The sequence below is a fragment of the Pseudazoarcus pumilus genome, from assembly GCF_002872475.1.
GTDB lineage: Bacteria > Pseudomonadota > Gammaproteobacteria > Burkholderiales > Rhodocyclaceae > Pseudazoarcus > Pseudazoarcus pumilus.
The window spans coordinates 1,204,962-1,220,154 of record NZ_CP025682.1; the positions used below are offsets into that span (position 1 = coordinate 1,204,962).

The window sequence follows — 15,193 nt, forward strand, 5'->3', positions numbered from 1 at the left end:
TCAGAATTCGCAGCGCGCGCCGAGGGCCTCGATGCCGGCGCGTGCAATCTGCGCGTCCTCGAAGGGCTTGACGCCGGACACACCTACGGCGCCCACCAGCTCGCCGTCGACGATGATCATCTCGCCCCCCTCGATGCACTGTACCGGCAGATGCAGGCCGGCGGTGCGCCCGCCATTGACCATGTCTTCGAGCAGCTTGCTGGAGCGGCGCGCGTGCACGCAGGCGCGCGCCTTCTCGGGCGCGACGGTGATGCTCATCAGCGGTGCCTCGTCCAGGCGTTGCAGCCACATCAGGTGTCCGCCGTGGTCGGCCACGGCGATGACGACGTTCCAGCCATTGCGAACGGCCTCGGCCTCGGCGGCGGCGGCGATCGTGCGGGCGTCTTCGAGGGAGAGGATCTGGCGCGTCTTCATCGGGCGGGCTCCGGGCGGCTGGGTGTCAGGGCAAGAGGATCGCACGAAAATCGTTGACGTTGGTCAGCGTCGGACCGGTGACGACGGAGTCGCCGAGCTTCTCGAAGAAGCCATGGCCGTCGTTCTCGGCGAGTGCGTCGCGCGGGCGCATGCCCATCTTCCAGGCGCGCGCTAGTGTGTCCGGCGTGGCGATGGCGCCGGCGATCTCCTCGAGCCCGTCGACGCCGTCGGTGTCGCCGGCGAGCGCGTACACCTCTTCCATGCCGTCGAGCTCGATGGCGAGCGAGAGCAGGAATTCTACGTTGCGCCCGCCACGACCTTCGCCCTTGACGGTGACGGTGGTCTCGCCGCCCGACAGGATCACGCACGGGCGCGTGAACGGCTGTTCGCGCGTGGCCACCTGGTGGGTGATGCCGGCGAAGACCTTGCCGACGTCCTTGGCCTCGCCCTCGATGGTGTCGCCGAGGATCACCGGGGTGATGCCGGCCTTGCGGGCCACTTCGGCCGCCGCTTCCAGTGCCATTTGCGGTGTCGCGATGAGATGCGTGACATTGCCGGCCAGACGCGCATCGCCCGGCTTGACGCTCTCGCCAGCGTCCGAATCCAGATAGCGCATCGCGGCGGCAGGCACGTCGATGCCATAGCGGCGCAGGATGTCACGCGCGTCCTCGCGCGTCGTGGGGTCCGGCACGGTGGGGCCGGAGGCGATGTCCATGGGATTGTCGCCCGGAACGTCGGAGATCAGCAGGTTTACGACGCGTGCCGGATGACAGGCCGCGGCCAGGCGTCCGCCCTTGATCTGCGAGAGATGGCGACGCACGCAGTTCATCTCGGAGATGTTGGCGCCCGAGCGCAGCAGGGCGCGGTTGATGGCCTGCTTGTCCTCGAGCGTGATGCCTTCGCCCGGCAAGGGCAGCAGGGCCGAGCCACCGCCCGAGATCAGGCAGATCACCAGATCGTCCTCGGTCAGCCCCTGCACGGTCTCCAGAATGCGGCGCGAGGCGTCCAGCCCGGCCTGGTCGGGCACCGGGTGGGCGGCCTCGAGGATTTCCACTTTCCGGCACGGCACGGCATAGCCGTAGCGCGTGACGACCACGCCGGAGAGTTCGCCCGGCCAGTGCTTTTCGAGCGCGCGCGCCATCTCGGCCGAGGCCTTGCCGGCGCCGATGACGATGGTGCGCCCGCGCGGCGGCTCGGGCAGGAAACGCGGGATGCAGTGCTCGGGCTGGGCGGCGAGGATGGCCGCGTCGAACATCTGGCGCAGCAACTGACGGGGATCGGACATGGTCGGAGATTCCTGGGGGCGTTGAACGTACGACACGCGCCGGCTTGTGGCGCGGCGCGTGTCGGGATTGTTGCACGGCGCGGGCCGGCGCGGAGAGCGCCGCCGCGTCGGTGCGCCTGGAACGGCTTACTTGGTGAGCGCTTCGCGCCAGCCCATGCCGGCCGAGGTGTTGCCGGCCGGCTTGTACTCGCAGCCGATCCAGCCGTCGTAGCCGGCGCCGTCGAGGGCCTTGAACAGGAAGGCGTAGTTGATCTCGCCGGTGCCCGGTTCGTTGCGGCCGGGGTTGTCGGCCAGCTGCACGTGGGCGATGCGCGCCTGATGCGCCTTGAAGGTGTTGGTCAGCTCACCCTCCATGCGCTGGGCATGGTAGATGTCGTACTGGATGAACAGGTTGTCCGAACCCACTTCGTCGAGAATCGCGGCGGCCTGGGCGGTGTAGCACAGGAAGAAGCCCGGGATGTCGAAGGTGTTGATGGGCTCGATCAGCAGGCGGATGCCGGCGGCCTTGAGCTTGTCGGCGGCGAACTTGAGGTTGGACACGAAGGTCGCGTGCGCCTGTTCCTGGCTGACGCCCTCGGGCACCTTGCCGGCGAGGCAGTTGACCTGCTTGCAGCCCAGCGCCGTGGCGTACTCGATGGCCTGGTCCACGCCCTTCTTGAACTCCTCGACGCGATCCGGATGGCACGCGATGCCGCGCTCGCCCGCGCCCCAGTCACCGGCCGGCAGGTTGTGCAGTACCTGGGTCAGGCCGTGTTCCTTGAGCTTGGCGGCCAGGTCGGCAGCCGCGTAGGGGTAGGGGAAGAGGTACTCGACGCCCTTGAAGCCGTCGTCGGCGGCGGCCTTGAAGCGATCCATGAAATCGACTTCGTTGTAGAGCATGGTGAGGTTGGCAGCGAATTTCGGCATTGCGGTTCTCCGTGTTCTTGTGCGTTTCGGGAAAGTGAAAAGGATGGATCACCGTTGTTACGCGGAGTCCATCCTTCTCTCGCCCTGACGGGCGAAGCGCCCCGCGAGCGGGGCGCGGGTGCGATTACGCGTTGGCGGTCGGTGCGTCCTCGGCGGTCTCTGCGACCGGCTCGAACTCGTTGACGCCGTCGATCTCGGTGCCCATCGGGATGTTGGTCACGCGCTCGAGGATGACCTCGATGACGACCGGTACCTGATGTTCCTTCATCCACTTGCGCGCCTGCTCGACCGCGGGGGCGAACTCCTTGGGTTCGCGCACGCGGATCGCCTTGACGCCCAGGCCCTCGACCACGGCGACGTGATCGACGCCGTAGCCGGCCAGTTCAGGTGCGTTGATGTTGTCGAAGGACAGCTGCACGCAGAAGTCCATCTCGAAACCACGCTGCGCCTGGCGGATCAGGCCGAGGTAGGAGTTGTTCACCAGAATGTGGATGTAGGGCAGCTTGAACTGCGCACCCACGGCCAGCTCCTCGATCAGGAACTGGAAGTCGTAGTCACCCGAGATGCCGACGACTTCACGCTTGGGGTCGGCGGCGACCACGCCCAGCGCGGCCGGAATGGTCCAGCCCAGCGGGCCGGCCTGGCCGCAGTTGATCCAGTGGCGCGGCTTGTACACGTGCAGATGCTGGGCAGCGGCGATCTGCGACAGGCCAATGGTGGTGACGTAGCAGGTGTCCTTGCCGAAGACCTGGTTCATCTCCTGATAGACGCGCTGCGGCTTCATCGGCACGTCGTCGAAGTTGGTCTTGCGCTGCATGCCGACGTCGCGCTTGCGCTCCAGGCACTCGGAGGCCCAGGCCGTACGGTCCTTGAGCTTGCCGGCGGCCTTCATGTCCTTGGCCACGGCGATGAACTGCTCGAGTGCGGCCTTGGCGCACGAGGCAATACCGAAGTCCGGGCCGAACACGCGGCCGATCTGGGTCGGTTCGATATCGACATGCACGAACTTGCGGTCCTTGGTGAAGACCGGGATGGAGCCGGTGTGACGGTTGGCCCAGCGGTTGCCGATGCCGAGCACGAAGTCCGAGGCCAGCATCGTGGCGTTGCCGTAGCGGTGCGAGGTCTGCAGACCGACCATGCCGGCCATCAGCTTGTGGTCGTCGGGGATGGTGCCCCAGCCCATCAGGGTCGGGATGACCGGAATGCCGGTCAGCTCGGCGAACTCGACCAGCAGTTCGGAAGCGTCGGCGTTGATCACGCCACCGCCGGAGACGATCAGCGGACGCTCGGCTTCGTTGAGCATCGCCAGCGCCTTTTCGGCCTGGGCGCGGGTGGCTGCGGGCTTGTACACCGGCAGCGGCTCGTAGGTGTCGATATCGAATTCGATCTCGGCCAGCTGCACGTCCAGCGGCAGGTCGATGAGTACCGGACCGGGACGGCCCGAGCGCATCACGTGGAAGGCCTGCTGGAACACGCGCGGCACCAGCGCGGCTTCACGCACGGTGACGGCCCACTTGGTGACCGGCTTGGCGATCGACTCGATGTCGACGGCCTGGAAGTCTTCCTTGTACAGGCGGGCCAGCGGAGCCTGACCGGTGATGCACAGGATGGGGATGGAGTCGGCCGACGCGGAGTACAGGCCGGTGATCATGTCGGTGCCGGCCGGCCCCGAGGTGCCGATGCACACGCCGATGTTGCCCGGATTGGTGCGCGTGTAGCCCTCGGCCATGTGCGAGGCGGCCTCGACGTGGCGGCCGAGGATGTGGCGGATGCTGCCATCCTTGCGCATCGCCGAGTACAGCGGGTTGATCGCGGCGCCGGGAATACCGAACGCGGTGTCGATGCCTTCCTTGCGCAGTACTGCAATAGCAGCGTCTACGGCTCTCATGCGGGCCATGTGCAACTCCTTATAGGGGAAATGTCGGGAAAGGGTTTGAATTCTTGGCGAATCCGGCAAGGATAGAAGCTTGGCTGGCGCTTCGCAACTGCCGCATAATTCAAGACTGTCGATATCAGGAGTATCGGGTGGATCGCTATACCGAGATCCGCAGCTTCGTTCTGGTGGCGGAGAAGGGCACCTTCGCGGCCGCCTCGGTGGTCGAGGGTGTCACCCCCGTGGTCATGGGGCGACGCCTCGACGCGCTCGAGGGGCGCCTGGGCGTGAAGCTGATGCACCGTTCCACGCGCGGCCTGTCGCTGACCGATCTGGGCGAACAGTTTCTCGAGCGCGCGCGCGCCCTGCTGCGCGAGTTCGACGAGGCCGAAGCGAGCATCACGGCCGATCGCAAGACCGTGCGCGGTCACCTCGTGGTGTCGGCGCCGGCGGCCTTCGGAAGGCGCCACGTTGCGCCGCACGCGCCGGCCTTTCGCGCGCGCTTCCCCGATCTCAAGCTGTCGTTCAACCTGACCGACAGCGTCGCCGACCTGGTGCGCGAGGGCTACGACATGGCGATTCGCATCGGCGAGGTTACCGATCCGAACTACGTGGCGATCCGGCTGTTTCCGAACCGCCGCGTGATCTGCGCCACGCCGGACTACTTCGCGCGTCACGGCAAGCCGCAACGCGTCGAGGATCTGGCCCATCACAACTGCCTGGCCTTCAACCTGCAAGGCGGCCAGCAGCGCGGCTGGACCTTCCTGCGCGAGGGCAAGCTGGTGGCGGTGAAGGTCTCGGGTGACCTGGACTGCAACGACGGCGAGCTGCTGTTCGACTGGGTCAAGCAGGGTCTGGGCGTGGGCTGGCGCTCGATGTGGGAGATCCAGGCCGAACTCAAGCGTGGCGAGCTGGTGACCGTGCTCGACGAGTATGCGATGCCCAATTACGACATCCAGGCCGTGTATCCGCAGCAGCGCTACCTGCCGGCCAAGGTGCGCTTCTTCATCGAGCACCTGCGAAACATCTACAATGCGCCCGGCTACTGGGAGGGGGAGGCTGCCCTGCCGTGAGGAGCTCGAGCCGTCTGGTCCGTCCGCGTCATCCGCTGTTCTGGCTGCTCGTCGCGCTGCAGGTCTTGTCGGGCGTGTTCGCACTGGTGCTCACGCAGGCCGAGCCGGCCGTCGCGGTGGCGGTGCTGCTCAGTGCGCTGCTCGTTGCCAACGCCAGTGTCAGCGCGTTGATCGTGTGGCGCTTGTGGCGCGAGCCCGACTGATTCAGGCCGCGCCGGCAGCGGCCTTGGCGCGCATCTTGGCGCCGACGTAGTCGGCGTGCGAGATGTACAGCAGGCTGGCGACCTTGCGCATCAGGTGATTCTCGTGCGCGGACAGGTGGCCGTCGGCCCAGGCCACCTGCCACATGTATTCGATGATGCGCACCCGGCGCGCCATGTCGCAGCGGCGAACGATTTCGGAGGTGAAGCGGTGATAGTCGTAGGCGTCCTCCGAGGTCTCGTGGGCCAGTTCCATCAGGCGCGCGACCTCGTCGTCGGCGAGGTCGAACTTCTCGCGCAGCGCGGCGATGGCCGCCTCGCGTTCATCCTCGCGCAGTTCGGTGTCGGCGCGCATGACTTCCACCAGCAGCACGGCCGTTGCCAGTTGCAGGCTGTGTTCGCCGCGCTCGCTGGGCAGGTTCATGCCGGGGTCGAGTGCGTTGTCGAAAAGATCCTTGAGGGTTTTGAGCATGGATTTCGCAGGGCAGGAGTCGAATCGGTGAGCGGACGATGAGCGAGTCGCGTCGCGCCTGGCCGGCGCTGGCGGCCTTCGTGCTGCTGTCGCTGATCTGGGGCTACAACTGGGTCGTGATGAAGAAGGTACTGCAGTTCGCCGATCCGGTCGACTTCACGGCGCTGCGGGTGATCTTCGGCACGGTCGCGCTGTTCGCGCTGATGCTGCTGCGGCGCATGCCGCTGCGGCCCGTCGCGCTGGGGCCGACGATCGTGCTCGGCCTGTTGCAGTGCGGCGCCTTCAGTGTGCTGATCCAGCTCGCGCTGGTGCACGGCGGCGCGGGCAAGACGGCGGTGCTGGTGTACGTGATGCCGTTCTGGCTGCTGCCGATGGCCTGGGCCTTTCTCGGCGAGCGCGTGCGCGGCCTGCAATGGGTGGCGGTGGCGATGGCGGCGCTGGGGCTGGTGTTCGTGCTCGAGCCGTGGAGCGTGCAGGCGAGTCTCATGTCGAACGCGATTGCGCTGCTGGCAAGCGTCGTATGGGCCTCGGCCGCGATCTACGCCAAGCGCCTGCGCGCGCGGGTGCGCCTCGAACTGGTCTCGCTGACCGCCTGGCAGATGCTCTTCGGCGCGATCGTGCTGGCGGTGTTCGCCTGGCTGTTGCCGTCACGCCCCATCGAACCGACGCCGTATTTCTTCGGTGCCCTGGCCTACAACGCGATTCTCGCCACGGCGCTGGCCTGGCTGCTGTGGCTGTTTGTGCTCGACCGTCTGCCGGCCGGCGTGGCCGGGCTGTCGTCGCTGGCAGTGCCGGCGGTGGGCGTGCTCTCGGCCTGGCTGGAGCTGGGCGAGCGCCCGAGCCTGGCCGAAGGCGGCGGGATGATGCTGATCGCGGCCGCTCTGGCGCTGCTGAGCTGGCTGGTGCTGCGGGCGACGCCTGCACGTCGCGCCCGGCAGGAGCGTTGACGCCCACGGTGCATTCGCGGGACGCCGCGATGACCGTGCGGCGTTCGATGAACCGCAATTACGCTTCGTGCGCTGTCCGCGATATCCACAATTGTTTCAGGACATGGCGCGGGAATACGCTGCACGGGTCGGAGGTCCGGTGGGTACGCTACGCTGACCGGATCATCGCCTCGGCAGGACGAGGTCGCGGACCAAGACCGCAGCCGCATCCACTCGGGCGAGACGTCCGCAGAATCAGGCGTTCCGACGTCAGGTCGGGGCGATTGATGACCGTAGCACTGTTCGCGGTACCTAAAAGGAGGAGTGAATCCATGGAGAACGAAGTCAAGAAAAGCGAGTCCGCAGCCGTCAGCAAGCCGTCGCGTCGCAAGTTCCTTACGACGGCCTCGGTTGGTGCGGCCGGCGCGGCGATCACCGGTTTTCCGATGATCTCGGTGGCGCAGTCGCCCATCGTGCTCAAGATGCAGGGTGCGTGGGGCGCGAAGGACGTCTTCAACGAGATGGCCGAGGAGTACGTCAAGCGCGTCAATGAAATGGCCGAAGGCCGCATGCGCATCGACTATCTGGTGGGCGGCTCGGTGGTCAAGCCGTTCGAGGTCATGGACGCGACCTCCAAGGGCGTGATCGACGCCGGTCACCAGGTTGCCGTGTACTGGTACGGCAAGAGCAAGGTCGCCTCGCTCTTCGGTTCCGGCCCGGTCAGCGGCTGCGATGCCGCGCAGACGCTGGCGTGGATCCACAAGGAAGGCACGGTCTTCTACAACGAGCTGGTCAAGAAGCTCGGGCTGGACGTGGTCGGCTTCTTCGCGATGCCGATGCCCACCCAGCCGCTGGGCTGGTTCAAGAATCCGGTCAAGTCGGCCGCCGACCTGGACGGCTTCAAGTACCGCACCGTGGGCCTGGCCGCCGACCTGATGCAGGAACTGGGCATGCGTGTGACCCAGCTGCCGGGTGGCGAGATCGTGCCGGCCATGGAGCGCGGCGTGATCGATGCCTTCGAGTTCAACAACCCGACCTCGGACCGTCGTTTCGGCGCCCAGGACGTGGCCAAGAACTACATGATGGGCAGCTATCACCAGTCCATGGAGTTCTTCGAGATCCTCTTCAACAAGAAGAAGTACGAGGCGCTCCCGAACGACCTGAAGGCCATCCTGAAGTACGGCGCCGAAGCGGCTTCCACCGCCAACTATGCGCTGGCGATGGATCTGTACTCGTCCGACCTCGTGAAGTTGCGCGACGAGGACAAGGTCAACATCATCCGCACGCCGCAGGAAATCTTCGATGCGCAGATCAAGGCCTGGGATACGGTGACGGCCAAGCTCGTCGCCGAGGATCCGTTCTTCGCCAAGGTCTGGGAGTCGCAGAAGAACTGGGCAGAGCGTGTCGGCTACTACCACTTCTTCAACAACGCCGACTACAAGGCCGCTTACGAGCACATCTTCGGCAAGCTCGGCTTCTGATCGGGCACCTCGCATCAACACGGCGACGGGCTCCGGCCTGTCGCCGTGTCTCCCGGAGCGGCACTGAATGTTGATCCAGACCCTGCTGCATGGCATCGACCAGATTTCCAAGTCGGTCGGTCATGCCTTCGCATGGTGCATCGTCGTCCTGACGCTGGGCACCTCCTTTGAAGTTTTCGTCCGGTACGTTCTCAACGACCCGACAAGCTGGTCCTACGACCTGAGCTACATGCTCTACGGCGCCCTGTTCATGATGGCCGGCGCCTATGCACTGTCGCGCGGCGCCCATGTGCGTGGCGACGTGTTCTATCGCCTGATGCCACCGCGCGTTCAGGGCGGTCTCGAACTGGTGCTCTACATCCTCTTCTTCTTCCCCGGCGTGACGGCGCTGTGCCTGTCGGGCTGGGCCTACGGGGTGGAGTCGCTGCGCATCGTCGAGCGCAGTGTCTACAGCCCGGTGAGCGTGCCCATCTGGCAGCTCAAGATGGTGATTCCGGCTGCCGCCGCGTTGCTGTTCCTGCAGGGCATCGCCGAGGTGTTGCGCTGCATCGTGTGTCTCAAGACCGGCGCCTGGCCCGAGCGGCTGCACGACGTGGAGGAACTGGAAGCGACCGTACTCCAGCAGGCGCGTGAGCATGGACAGGAAATCGAAGCGGGTGAGACCCGGCTTCATGACAGCACGGGAGCTGCCAAATGACCGATCCCCAAGTCGCCATCCTGATGTTGGGGGCGTTCATTTTCATCATCCTGCTCGGCTTTCCGATCGCCTTCACACTGATCGCGATGGGTGTGGGATTCGGCTATTACGCCTATTTCACGCCGGACCAGGCCTTTTTCGACAACCGGGTGTTCTACCTGCTCACGCAGAACACCTTCAGCGTCATGAACAACGACGTGCTCACGGCGATACCGTTGTTTTTGTTCATGGGCTACATGGTGGAACGGGCGAACATCCTCGACCGCCTGTTCTTCAGCCTGCAGCTGGCTTTTCGCTTCGTGCCCGGCTCGATGGCGATCGCCGCGCTGGCGACCTGCGCGATGTTCGCCACGGCGACCGGTATCGTCGGTGCAGTGGTGACGCTGATGGGTCTGCTCGCCTTTCCGGCGATGATCAAGGCCGGCTACGACAAGAGGTTGTCTGCAGGTGTCATCGCTGCCGGCGGTACGCTGGGCATCCTGATTCCGCCTTCCATCATGCTCATCGTCTACAGCGCGACCGCTGGCGTTTCGGTCGTCAAGCTGTACGCGGCCGCGCTGATTCCGGGCATGCTGCTCGCGAGCCTGTACGGGGCCTACATCATCTCGCGGGTGCTGATCAACCCTTCACTGGCGCCCAAGCTCACGCGTGAGCAGACGGAAGGGGTGTCCGTGTTGCAGGTCATCTTGCTGATGTTGCAGGCGGTGGTGCCGCTGGCGACGCTGATCCTCGCGGTGCTGGGTTCCATCCTGTTCGGGTTGGCGACGCCGACCGAGGCGGCTGCGATTGGCGCGGCGGGTGCGGCGCTGCTGGCCGCCGCCTACCGGGCGATGACCTGGAACCGGCTCAAGGAAGCGGTGTTCCTGACCGCGCGCACGACGGCGATGGTGTGCTGGCTGTTCGTCGGCTCCTGGACCTTCTCGTCGGTGTTCTCCTACCTGGGTGGCGAGCACCTGATCAAGGAGTTCGTGCTGGGGCTGGACCTGAACACCATTACCTTCCTGCTGCTGGCCCAGCTCATTATCTTCATCCTCGGCTGGCCGCTGGAATGGAGCGAGATCATCATCATCTTCGTTCCGATCTTCCTCCCGCTACTGCCGCACTTCGATGTCGATCCGCTGTTCTTCGGTATCCTCATCGCGCTGAACCTGCAGACATCGTTCCTGACACCACCCATGGCGATGGCCGCTTACTACCTCAAAGGGGTGGTGCCCAGGGGGAGCATCGAACTGGTCGAAATCTTCAAGGGCTGCATGCCGTTCCTGATGCTGGTGTTCCTGTCGATGGCGCTGGTTTATATCTTCCCGCAGCTGGTGTACTGGTTGCCGGACCTGTTTTACGGAAATTGAGGCTCAGCAACGATATGGAAGGACTCAACTGGTTGACCGCCCGTCAGGCTGCACAGGGGATTCGTGACGGCGTGTTCAGTTCGGAGGACGTGGTGAAAGCGTGTCTCGCGCAGATCGAGGCGCGCGAACCCGAGGTGCAGGCCTGGGCACACCTCGATCCCGAGCACGCGCTGACCCAGGCGCGCGAAGCGGACAAGCGTCGTTCCGAGGGCAAACCCACGGGACCCTTGCACGGCGTGCCGGTGGGTATCAAGGACATCATCGATACCCTCGACATGCCCACCGAGGACGGCACGGTGCTGCATTCGGGGCGCAGGCCCTGGCAGGACGCCAAGATCGTCGATGCCTTGCGTGCGGCCGGCGCCATCATCCTGGGCAAGACCGTGACCACCGAAATGGCCACCTATGCGCCGGGCAAGACGCGCAATCCGCACAATCCCGAGCACACGCCGGGTGGCTCGTCGAGCGGGTCGGCTGCGGCAGTGGCCGCAGGCATGGTGCCACTGGCGGTGGGCACGCAGACCAACGGCTCGGTGATCCGTCCGGCGGCCTACTGCGGCGTGTTCGGTTTCAAGCCGACACGCGGCACGGTGTCATGCCGCGGCATCCTCGCGCAGTCGGAACTGCTCGACCAGCCGGGCTGCTTTGCGCGCACGGTCGAGGATCTGGCGCTGCTCGGCGAAACCTTGTCGACCTACGACGAGCATCAGAAGGGCATGCGCCCGCGCAGCACGTTGCCGCTGTTGCGCGTATGCGAGGAAGAGCCGCCGTTGCCACCCACGCTCTCGCTGGTGCGCACGCCGTGGTGGGACGAACTCGACGCGGATGCACGGGAAGGCTTTAGCGAGCTGATCGATCATCTGTCCGATCGTATCGGCGAGTTCGAAATGCCCGACTCCTCGGTGCAGGTACTCGAGTGGCACAAGACCATCATGGAAGCGGATATCGCGGCCAGCTACGAGAGCGACTACGAGCGCGGCAAGGAACGCATGTCGAAAAGCCTGCGCGAGCAGATCGAACGTGGGCGGGCGGTGAGCGTCGTCGACTATCGTCGCGCGGCTGCGCGTATCGAACCCATCACCGAATCGCTCGACGAAGTCTTCGATCGTTTCGACGCCATCATCACGCCGTCGGCGCAGGGGCCTGCCCCGCATGGGCTGGACTCCACCGGCAGTCCGCAGTTTTGCACCTTGTGGACCTTCTGCGGCATGCCGGCGATCAACCTGCCGCTGCTCACAACCGGCAATGGACTGCCGGTAGGCGTGCAACTGGTCGGTCGCGTCGGCGACGACGCGCGCCTGCTGCGCACCGCGCGCTGGTTGCTGACCACTCTCGCCTGATCGGCCAACGAGGAGAACCTGACATGCTGTACAAACTGATTGCCGGCATCGTGGGGCTTGCCCTGCTGATCGGATTTCTGCTGCCTCCCATCATCCAGATCAAGGAGGTGTCGCTGATCGTCGTCGTGCTGATCGGCATCGGTCTGGCTGCGGTCGAGTTCTACGAGTCGATGAAAAAGAAGGAAGAATAGTTGCGTTCAGCCTGAGCGGCGCGGACAAGACAGAAGCCGCCGATCCGGTGAGGATCGGCGGCTTTTTACATGTGGCGGATGGGCGAATAGGGTTCAAGGGGGTTCAAGGCGCGCCACAGGCCTGAAAGGGCGCTGGTGCGATCCTCCCCGGTGTTGGCCGTTTTTTCGGGATACGTCAGTTCCAGTTTTTATTTATTTTCAGATAGTTCTTGCTATTGCTCCGCCGTGCCGGGATACTGCGCGCAGCGGGTGTATGAAGAACGTCAGTAGCAGCAGCGAAGCAGCCTCAAAACGGCAACTTGGTTAGTCAGCTTCTCGCCTTGATCCTCGTTATCGGACATTTCGTCCATCACCAATCATTGCAAGGAAGCAATCATGGCAACAGGTACCGTAAAGTGGTTCAACGACGCAAAAGGTTTTGGTTTCATCACCCCGTCTGATGGCGGTGACGACCTTTTCGCGCACTTCTCCGCGATCCAGGGCGGTGGCTTCAAGAGCCTCGCAGAAAATCAGGCGGTGTCTTTCGACGTCGTCAATGGCCCGAAAGGCAAGCAAGCAGCAAACATCCAGCCCGCCTGAGTTCAGCGCGTAGCAGGATGCACAAAAGCCCGGGTGACCGGGCTTTTTTACGTTCCGCTGCTGCCTGCTCTTCGCTCTGCTCTGGTCAACGATGAGATCGTGGCCCTCAGGCACGTGACTGAACGTGATGCGCTGTTTCGTGGCAAGAACCGGAGCGGTGGTTTGCAGCCGTGCGGCACCCTCGGCCCGCTGCGAAAAGGAGCCGTTTACGGAGGTGGCTCAGAAGCCGCGCAGTGGGGCACCGGTCGCGCTAGTCGCTCAGTCGCCTGATCGAAGTGATCATCCCGTCAGCGACGGCAGAGAACACATGTTCCGGGAAGCCTTTCGGCAGTCGTTGCGCGACGTCGTTCAAGACATCCGGGCAGCGATCGACGACGTCGTCGATGACGTGTTGCATGTCGTCGCCAAGGCCGCATTTGACGGCCGTGCTCAAGAAGTGCCGTCGCTGGATGTCGCGCAGTCGATAGTGCGGGTTCTTCCCACGCACGGCCATCGCCAGTTTGAGCTTCTGGTAGTCGAGTAAATTGCCGCCGTCGCCGGTGACAGGCCATGCCGACAGCGCGTCGTACAGCGGGGTCATGCAGTAGCGACCGCCCGCCAGCAGGAAGATTGAGAAGTTCTTGGCATGGCCGTCGGTCGCAGCCAACGCCCAAAACAGCAGTTGTGCGGTCAAGAGCGTCCGCAGGTCGCCCTCGCGCTTCTCGGAGTTGGCGAGGATGCGTGCGATGTCCAGGATGCCGGGGCCGCCATCGGCCTCGTATTTGAGCTGGGGCGGACACCCGGTTGCCTGGCAGAAGTCCTCCTGCGGCAAACGTAGCCAGTAGTTGCCGCCCGCTGCGATCTTTCGGTCGAAGCGCTCGACTACCAAGACCTTTTGATCGCCGAAGCGCGCGATCTCAGACGCTGCGACGGGTAGGCCGAAGCCGGCGAGGATCTGTGCGCACAGCCATTCGTTCTCGACCGAGGTGTGCATGTCGGCCTGACGGTTGCCGACGAGGCCCAGCGGCAGCTTGAAGATGTGGGTGGTCGGGGTTGAACCCAGCGGACGACACCAGCGTCCTTGGTGCCATGTGAACGCCGTCTTCTCCTGTGCGCCGGCGATCGAGATGCGGAAATCGTCGTCATCGCGGGTCAGGGCGTTCGTGCCGCTGACGGTCGCCTTCAGGATGCGCTCGATTCCATCGTCGTCGAGCGGATCGGCTTCGATCCTGAGTACGTCATCTGGCTCGCGCTCCTGCGGCAAGAGCTGCACCGCGCCCACGCAATCGCGTCCGATTGCTTCGAGCAGGTCGAAGGCTTCCCGGCTCGCGGTGCGAAAGCGGGACTGCAAGCGGGCGCGGATGCCATCGCTGTCGGGTAGCAGGTTGTCGAAGTAGTTGCGCACGGCATCGCCGCGCAAGGGTAACGGGTCGGGGGTGAGTGGCAGCGACAGCGACAGCGGACGCGTTTCCGGTGATCGCTTCCAGTCGTCGTGATACAGAAGCTCCATCGGGCCGCGGCTTGGTAGCCGCCACTCGCCTACGAGCTGGCCGTTCATCCAGACGTTGAGCGCGCGGGCGTGTGACCGGCGGCCCATGTCACCACTCGCTCTTGCGAGATGTCGTCTGCTTGTCCTGCACGACGATTTCGAGGCCCAGCAGGGCCGTCAACGTAATCAAGCGATCCAGCGTGATGCGCTCGGGTGCGGCCTCGAGTTCGGAATAACGGCTCTGGCTGATGCCGAGCCGCGTTGCCACGTCGGCTTGTGACAACCGAAGCGCCTTGCGCCGGGTTGCAAACAGATGGCTCGCCTGTTTTGCGGTGGCAAGTGCACTCATCGTGTTCGATCGGTGGTTTCGATATTTTCACTATATCGATAAATTCGATAAGCGCAATATATTTGTATTCCCGGTACGTTGGCGGTTTGCCTGCCGTTGCAGGTGTCGCGTCGATTCTTGAACAGGAGCTGCTTCAGCGCGGACCAGACCTGCCGGATCTGCGGATCGAAGGAGTTGTGCTTTTGCGCATGATGGCGCATAACAACGCCGTGTGCATGTGCAGCGTCCAAATAAGGTGAGCGGTGGCTACCGTCGACGAGCTCGTAGCCATGGTCGGTGAAGATCGTCTTTTCGAGGTCCGGACGTAGTGTGTGGGTGCGTATAGGTACCGCGTTGATGAGTTGGGACTGGACCGCGCATCAGATGAACTGTCGCGATTTCAGGCTCGTGAAGTTGGACCGACATGATTTTTCTTCGTCGCGACCTCTGTGCTACCCCGGCGTAAACAGAAAGGGGCTTGCATCGCTGCAAGCCCCTGATAATGCTGGTGGTGATGGGCGGAATCGAACCGCCGACCTATGGGTTATGAATCCATCGCTCTAACCGTCTGAGCTACATCACCGGGTAAGCCTGCTAATATAGCGGTAGTC

The 15,193-nt window shown here is 64.3% G+C and carries 16 protein-coding genes and 1 tRNA gene; 9 read left to right on the plus strand and 8 right to left on the minus strand.

All coding sequences use genetic code 11. The features are described from left to right. The 4 genes from C0099_RS05780 to gcl form a co-directional block, all read right to left on the minus strand. Entirely contained in the window at positions 1-414 is a 414-nt protein-coding gene (locus C0099_RS05780) for a GlcG/HbpS family heme-binding protein (protein WP_102246561.1), read from the minus strand. A gap of 25 nt (positions 415-439) precedes the next feature. After that, positions 440-1,699 (minus strand): glycerate kinase type-2 family protein, encoded by a 1,260-nt coding sequence (locus tag C0099_RS05785; RefSeq protein WP_102246562.1) that lies wholly within the window; start codon positions 1,697-1,699, stop codon positions 440-442. Positions 1,700-1,825: 126 nt separating this feature from the next. Beyond that, complete coding sequence (gene hyi, locus C0099_RS05790) at positions 1,826-2,605, minus strand: hydroxypyruvate isomerase (RefSeq protein WP_102246563.1); 780 nt, start codon at positions 2,603-2,605, stop codon at positions 1,826-1,828. A 124-nt stretch (positions 2,606-2,729) separates the two neighbouring features. Then, positions 2,730-4,502 carry a glyoxylate carboligase gene (gene gcl, locus C0099_RS05795; RefSeq protein WP_102246564.1) on the minus strand — a complete coding sequence of 591 codons (1,773 nt, stop codon included), beginning with the start codon at positions 4,500-4,502 and terminating at the stop codon, positions 2,730-2,732. A gap of 128 nt (positions 4,503-4,630) precedes the next feature. Between gcl and C0099_RS05800 the strand changes: the two genes are divergently transcribed. Together C0099_RS05800 and C0099_RS05805 are read left to right on the plus strand one after the other, a co-directional pair. Then, positions 4,631-5,551: a LysR family transcriptional regulator gene (locus C0099_RS05800; RefSeq protein WP_102246565.1), complete on the plus strand. Its 921-nt coding sequence runs from the start codon at positions 4,631-4,633 to the stop codon at positions 5,549-5,551. Then, a complete protein-coding gene (locus C0099_RS05805) occupies positions 5,548-5,754 on the plus strand; it encodes a hypothetical protein (RefSeq protein WP_102246566.1) in 207 nt (68 codons plus the stop codon). The genes C0099_RS05800 and C0099_RS05805 overlap by 4 nt, the downstream gene beginning before the upstream one ends. A 1-nt stretch (position 5,755) precedes the next feature. On the opposite strand, the gene C0099_RS05810 is transcribed toward C0099_RS05805, so the two are convergent. Beyond that, entirely contained in the window at positions 5,756-6,223 is a 468-nt protein-coding gene (locus C0099_RS05810; RefSeq protein ID WP_102246567.1) for a tellurite resistance TerB family protein, read from the minus strand. Between the two features lie 38 nt (positions 6,224-6,261). On the opposite strand from C0099_RS05810, the gene C0099_RS05815 reads away from it, so the two are divergent. From C0099_RS05815 to C0099_RS05840, 7 genes are all read left to right on the plus strand, one after another. Then, on the plus strand, positions 6,262-7,170 hold the full coding sequence (locus C0099_RS05815) for a DMT family transporter (protein WP_102246568.1): 909 nt from the start codon (positions 6,262-6,264) through the stop codon (positions 7,168-7,170). Between the two features lie 311 nt (positions 7,171-7,481). Beyond that, positions 7,482-8,630: a TRAP transporter substrate-binding protein gene (locus tag C0099_RS05820; protein WP_102246569.1), complete on the plus strand. Its 1,149-nt coding sequence runs from the start codon at positions 7,482-7,484 to the stop codon at positions 8,628-8,630. A 67-nt stretch (positions 8,631-8,697) separates the two neighbouring features. Beyond that, the gene (locus C0099_RS05825) at positions 8,698-9,327 is read left to right on the plus strand and encodes a TRAP transporter small permease subunit (RefSeq protein ID WP_102246570.1); all 630 of its coding nucleotides are present in this window, start codon (positions 8,698-8,700) and stop codon (positions 9,325-9,327) included. Beyond that, positions 9,324-10,676, plus strand: coding sequence for a TRAP transporter large permease (locus tag C0099_RS05830; protein WP_102246571.1), 1,353 nt, complete (start codon positions 9,324-9,326; stop codon positions 10,674-10,676). The genes C0099_RS05825 and C0099_RS05830 overlap by 4 nt, the downstream gene beginning before the upstream one ends. 92 nt (positions 10,677-10,768) lie before the next feature. Continuing rightward, positions 10,769-12,016: an amidase gene (locus C0099_RS05835; RefSeq protein WP_199797658.1), complete on the plus strand. Its 1,248-nt coding sequence runs from the start codon at positions 10,769-10,771 to the stop codon at positions 12,014-12,016. A gap of 23 nt (positions 12,017-12,039) precedes the next feature. Continuing rightward, positions 12,040-12,207: a hypothetical protein gene (locus C0099_RS15955; RefSeq protein WP_164084877.1), complete on the plus strand. Its 168-nt coding sequence runs from the start codon at positions 12,040-12,042 to the stop codon at positions 12,205-12,207. Positions 12,208-12,582: 375 nt separating this feature from the next. Next, positions 12,583-12,786 (plus strand): cold-shock protein, encoded by a 204-nt coding sequence (locus C0099_RS05840; protein WP_102246573.1) that lies wholly within the window; start codon positions 12,583-12,585, stop codon positions 12,784-12,786. 250 nt (positions 12,787-13,036) lie between these two features. On the opposite strand, the gene C0099_RS05845 is transcribed toward C0099_RS05840, so the two are convergent. The 3 genes from C0099_RS05845 to C0099_RS05855 all read right to left on the minus strand — a co-directional run bounded on the left by C0099_RS05845 (position 13,037) and on the right by C0099_RS05855 (position 15,165). Next, positions 13,037-14,362, minus strand: a complete 1,326-nt coding sequence (locus C0099_RS05845) for a type II toxin-antitoxin system HipA family toxin (RefSeq protein WP_102246574.1) — start codon at positions 14,360-14,362, stop codon at positions 13,037-13,039. A gap of 1 nt (position 14,363) precedes the next feature. After that, positions 14,364-14,603, minus strand: coding sequence for a helix-turn-helix domain-containing protein (locus C0099_RS05850; protein ID WP_102246575.1), 240 nt, complete (start codon positions 14,601-14,603; stop codon positions 14,364-14,366). Positions 14,604-15,088: 485 nt separating this feature from the next. Then, positions 15,089-15,165 (minus strand) — tRNA-Met (locus tag C0099_RS05855). Positions 15,166-15,193: the final 28 nt, after the last annotated feature.

Bases quoted from the DNA above. Each gene is read 5' to 3' on its own strand.
- C0099_RS05780 (WP_102246561.1), bottom strand. From the start codon at position 414: ATGAAGACGCGCCAGATCCTCTCCCTCGAAGACGCCCGCACGATCGCC.
- C0099_RS05785 (WP_102246562.1), bottom strand. From the start codon at position 1,699: ATGTCCGATCCCCGTCAGTTGCTGCGCCAGATGTTCGACGCGGCCATC.
- hyi (WP_102246563.1), bottom strand. From the start codon at position 2,605: ATGCCGAAATTCGCTGCCAACCTCACCATGCTCTACAACGAAGTCGAT.
- gcl (WP_102246564.1), bottom strand. From the start codon at position 4,502: ATGGCCCGCATGAGAGCCGTAGACGCTGCTATTGCAGTACTGCGCAAG.
- C0099_RS05810 (WP_102246567.1), bottom strand. From the start codon at position 6,223: ATGCTCAAAACCCTCAAGGATCTTTTCGACAACGCACTCGACCCCGGC.
- C0099_RS05815 (WP_102246568.1), top strand. From the start codon at position 6,262: ATGAGCGAGTCGCGTCGCGCCTGGCCGGCGCTGGCGGCCTTCGTGCTG.
- C0099_RS05820 (WP_102246569.1), top strand. From the start codon at position 7,482: ATGGAGAACGAAGTCAAGAAAAGCGAGTCCGCAGCCGTCAGCAAGCCG.
- C0099_RS05825 (WP_102246570.1), top strand. From the start codon at position 8,698: ATGTTGATCCAGACCCTGCTGCATGGCATCGACCAGATTTCCAAGTCG.
- C0099_RS05830 (WP_102246571.1), top strand. From the start codon at position 9,324: ATGACCGATCCCCAAGTCGCCATCCTGATGTTGGGGGCGTTCATTTTC.
- C0099_RS15955 (WP_164084877.1), top strand. From the start codon at position 12,040: ATGCTGTACAAACTGATTGCCGGCATCGTGGGGCTTGCCCTGCTGATC.
- C0099_RS05840 (WP_102246573.1), top strand. From the start codon at position 12,583: ATGGCAACAGGTACCGTAAAGTGGTTCAACGACGCAAAAGGTTTTGGT.
- C0099_RS05845 (WP_102246574.1), bottom strand. From the start codon at position 14,362: ATGGGCCGCCGGTCACACGCCCGCGCGCTCAACGTCTGGATGAACGGC.
- C0099_RS05850 (WP_102246575.1), bottom strand. From the start codon at position 14,603: ATGAGTGCACTTGCCACCGCAAAACAGGCGAGCCATCTGTTTGCAACC.